Raw genomic sequence first — 3,500 nt, forward strand, 5'->3', positions numbered from 1 at the left:
AACGTTCTTTAGCCTTGATCACTTTTTACACATTAAAAAATATTACTCGTACTACCGTACCTTTATCAACTTCTGAATGGATTTCTACACTATGTCCTAATTGCTTCGTAATTTCATATACGAGATATAGCCCCATTCCTGTTGATTCTTTAAAATCTCTACCGTTTTCTCCTGTAAAGAAAGGTTTGAAGACTCTTGGTAAATCTTGCTTCGGTATACCTACGCCATTATCAGCAATTTCAAGTATAACGGTATTACCTTCCTTACAAGCTTTCACTTTAATCTTTTCTCTACTACCTGATGAATATTTAATCGCATTCGATAGTATTTGCCCAATTAAAAATTGTAACCATTTCGCATCACTTTCTACAGTAATGTCCTTATCAATTTCAAGCTCTGGATATACAAAATTCCGGATAAAGAACCGTTTATGCTCATGTACCGAATCATTCACTATTTTATGTAGTTGTACTCTTTCTACATAAAAATCTTGTGTAAATGCTTCTAAACGTGCGACATACAGAGCCATTTCTAATCCCTTTTTTAATCGATCAGTTTCCTCATTTATACTTTCAAAACGTGAATCTACTTCATCCTGTGTAATTAATTCTATTACAGATAAAGGTGTTTTCATTTGATGAATCCACTGATTCATAAAGGTTAAATGGTCATTATTTTTTCTCTCTTGCATTTGCAGCTGATTTTGATAATGTCGATATTGCACCTCAAGTAGTTCTTGAAGAGCAGCCGATACAGCTGCAAAATCAGATTTTTGAACAGATTCATCCAAAGATTGCATCGGGTTTGCTAAGCGCTCATAAAAAGAACGATGTGTAAAATAACGAAACACTAAATAACTTCCCATAAAGAAAGCCCCTAGAAACATTGCATATAACGCCGTTGTAATATGATTATGCCCATCAAACCAATATACGAGAAATATAGCTAGTAGTTGAATTATAGTAAAGCAAATAAGTGGTATATGATCACGTATAAATAATCTTATCATTTTTCTATACCAGTATCCCAAGTAATATGCAATCTATATCCAACACTACGAATCGTTTCAATCGCACCTTCTATATGTAACGTTTGTAACTTTTTACGCACACGTGTTGTATTTACACTTAATGTATTATCATCAACATAAGATTCGCTATCCCATAATTTATTTAACAACACTTCCCTACTCACAACACGCGGATAATTTTTCATTAATGTCTCTAATAAAATAGCTTCGTTTCTCGTTATATCAATCTCTTCGTTTCTAAGTTTCAATACAAGTCTTTCAGGATATAAACAAAGGCCTTGTTGCTCAATCATTCGCTCTTCTAGTTTCGGTGCATAATCTCCATATGCACGTCTTAAATGACTACGAATTTTCGCCACTACAACTTCATAATGAAAAGGCTTCGGAATAAAATCATCGCCACCATTTTCTAACGCCATAACTTGATCCATCGTACCTTCACGGGCCGAAATGAATAGTATCGGACATGTAGAAACACCGCGAATTTGACGACACCAAAAGTACCCATCAAAACTCGGTAAATTAATATCTAATAAAACTAACTCTGGTTGTTCATCTAAAAAAATGTCTAATACATTTTGAAAGTCCGATACAATAACTCCTTGATAACCATATTTCGCAACATGTTTTGATAATAGTTCTGCAATTTTCATATCGTCTTCTACAATCATAATTTTGACCATTATTGAACTCCTTTTTAATCCACAATCTCAAATATACTTATATAAAATAAATACTACCTCTTTTCACAAAATCCGTAAATTAAAAAAGGATGCTTTTATACAAAAGTATCCTTTTTCGTCCCTTATCTATTTAATATGAAATTTAATAAAAGTAAATCCTAGTTTCTCCACATAATCCATCCCTAATTCCATACGCGCCGTTTTCAACGGATCCACAACTTGGCAAACTTTTAAATTACCTGCTGCCGATAATAAAAGCGTTGCATCAGCTTTAGACATTGCTAATTCTTCATGTAAAAATGTCACCATATTACGTACAGCACGATTTGCTGCATCATCTAGCAATTTTTCTGAAGCAATCGTCATTACTTTTTCTTTTTGAATAGCCATTGGTAGTGGCCATTTTTTCCCTTTTATAATTTGAACTGTTACAGTTACCTCACCAGCAACCTCTACTCCACTAACCCCAATTTCACCATCCCCCATTGCTGCGTGTAAATCACCTAACGCTAATAGTGCTCCTGGGACATTAACTGGTAGTAGTAATGTTGTTCCTTCTTTAATTTCTTTACAGTCCATATTCCCGCCGTGATCATGCGGTGTGCCACATGAAATGCTCTCTTCTTTCGGTGCAATACCAATTACCCCAATCATTGGATTAATCGGGATTTGTAGTTCACTTGAAAACAAAACATGTTCATTATGTATTGGGACAATTTTCACTGTATTTTCATTTAACTCATTCCCTATTACACCAAGGTTTGCACCTGTAGTTAAAACGCCCTGCTCTGCAATTTTAATCTTTTCAATCGTTACGGCTAATATATCGCCAGGTTCTGCTCCTTTAACATATACAGGTCCAGTCGCTGGATTAATTCGGTTCCAATCTAATTCTTGAAACACAACATCTTCAGAATCGATTTGATTTTCAAAGCAATCATATGTTTCAAATACAAGACTGCTCCCAATTTCCACTTCCATACAAGGCTTATTTTCTGGTGACATTGAGTAAATGATATGGTCTTTATGAATTCGATACATAATACCTCTCCCTTTTATATTTATCTACTATTACTAATTAGCTCTTTTTATACAAGCTCCTCTTAAAATTAAATGTTATTTTTATGTAAAAAAGCACGCAGATTGTTTTATAACATACACTCTTTACTATAACAGAAAGGTGGTATCACTATGCCCCTTATTCCATACAACGAAAGTGATGTTGATTTACTAGCTCGTTTAATTCGTGCTGAAGCTGAAGGCGAAGGTCGCCAAGGTGAGGAGTTAGTTGGATGCGTTGTAGTAAACCGTGTATTTTGTGATTGCTTAGATTTTAAACAACTCCGTACCGTACGCGACGCTGTATATCAAAGCCCCGGCGGATTTGAAGCAGTACAATATGGATATTTTTATCAACGCGCTCGTGAATCAGAAAAAGAAATCGCACGAAAAGTTTTACAAGGTCAATGGCGCTGGCCTGCACGATGGGCTCTTTGGTATTTCCGTCCAGTTGGAGCTTGTCCACCTGAATGGTATAATCAGCCATTTGTAGGACAGTTTAAAAGCCATTGTTTTTATGAACCAAGTGGTGATGAATGTCCGAAAATGTATTCACGATAGTAAAATTTGCAACGCAAGTACTTAGAAATTTTGGTACTTGCGTTGCTTTTAACTGTGTTTTAGAAATCTAATAGTGTGATGAATTTTTCTATGCCTACTACATGTATTAATAATGGTATACGAGGACCATTTGATTGATTCATAATGAGCTTATATATAATAGTGAA

Annotated in this window: 4 protein-coding genes; 1 reads left to right on the forward strand and 3 read right to left on the reverse strand. The window is 34.9% G+C overall.

Annotated features, from left to right (window positions below):
* Positions 1–25: 25 nt before the first annotated feature.
* The 3 genes from ACQGS6_RS24860 to ACQGS6_RS24870 form a co-directional block, all read right to left on the reverse strand.
* Positions 26–1,009 carry a sensor histidine kinase gene (locus ACQGS6_RS24860; RefSeq protein ID WP_002103134.1) on the reverse strand — a complete coding sequence of 328 codons (984 nt, stop codon included), beginning with the start codon at positions 1,007–1,009 and terminating at the stop codon, positions 26–28.
* Entirely contained in the window at positions 1,006–1,713 is a 708-nt protein-coding gene (locus ACQGS6_RS24865) for a response regulator transcription factor (RefSeq protein ID WP_000238969.1), read from the reverse strand. The genes ACQGS6_RS24860 and ACQGS6_RS24865 overlap by 4 nt, the downstream gene beginning before the upstream one ends.
* Before the next feature lie 126 nt (positions 1,714–1,839).
* The gene (locus ACQGS6_RS24870) at positions 1,840–2,754 is read right to left on the reverse strand and encodes an acetamidase/formamidase family protein (protein WP_426965763.1); all 915 of its coding nucleotides are present in this window, start codon (positions 2,752–2,754) and stop codon (positions 1,840–1,842) included.
* A 150-nt stretch (positions 2,755–2,904) separates the two neighbouring features.
* Here ACQGS6_RS24870 and ACQGS6_RS24875 point away from each other — a divergent pair, with 150 nt between their 5' ends.
* The gene (locus ACQGS6_RS24875; protein WP_001128402.1) at positions 2,905–3,333 is read left to right on the forward strand and encodes a cell wall hydrolase; all 429 of its coding nucleotides are present in this window, start codon (positions 2,905–2,907) and stop codon (positions 3,331–3,333) included.
* Positions 3,334–3,500: the final 167 nt, after the last annotated feature.

The organism is Bacillus sp. GMs2/2, assembly GCF_050172095.1.
In the GTDB taxonomy this organism is placed as follows: Bacteria; Bacillota; Bacilli; order Bacillales; family Bacillaceae_G; genus Bacillus_A; species Bacillus_A cereus.

Coding starts and splice junctions, on each gene's coding strand:
- ACQGS6_RS24875 (WP_001128402.1), top strand. CDS start 2,905: ATGCCCCTTATTCCATACAACGAAAGTGATGTTGATTTACTAGCTCGT.
- ACQGS6_RS24860 (WP_002103134.1), bottom strand. CDS start 1,009: ATGATAAGATTATTTATACGTGATCATATACCACTTATTTGCTTTACT.
- ACQGS6_RS24870 (WP_426965763.1), bottom strand. CDS start 2,754: ATGTATCGAATTCATAAAGACCATATCATTTACTCAATGTCACCAGAA.
- ACQGS6_RS24865 (WP_000238969.1), bottom strand. CDS start 1,713: ATGGTCAAAATTATGATTGTAGAAGACGATATGAAAATTGCAGAACTA.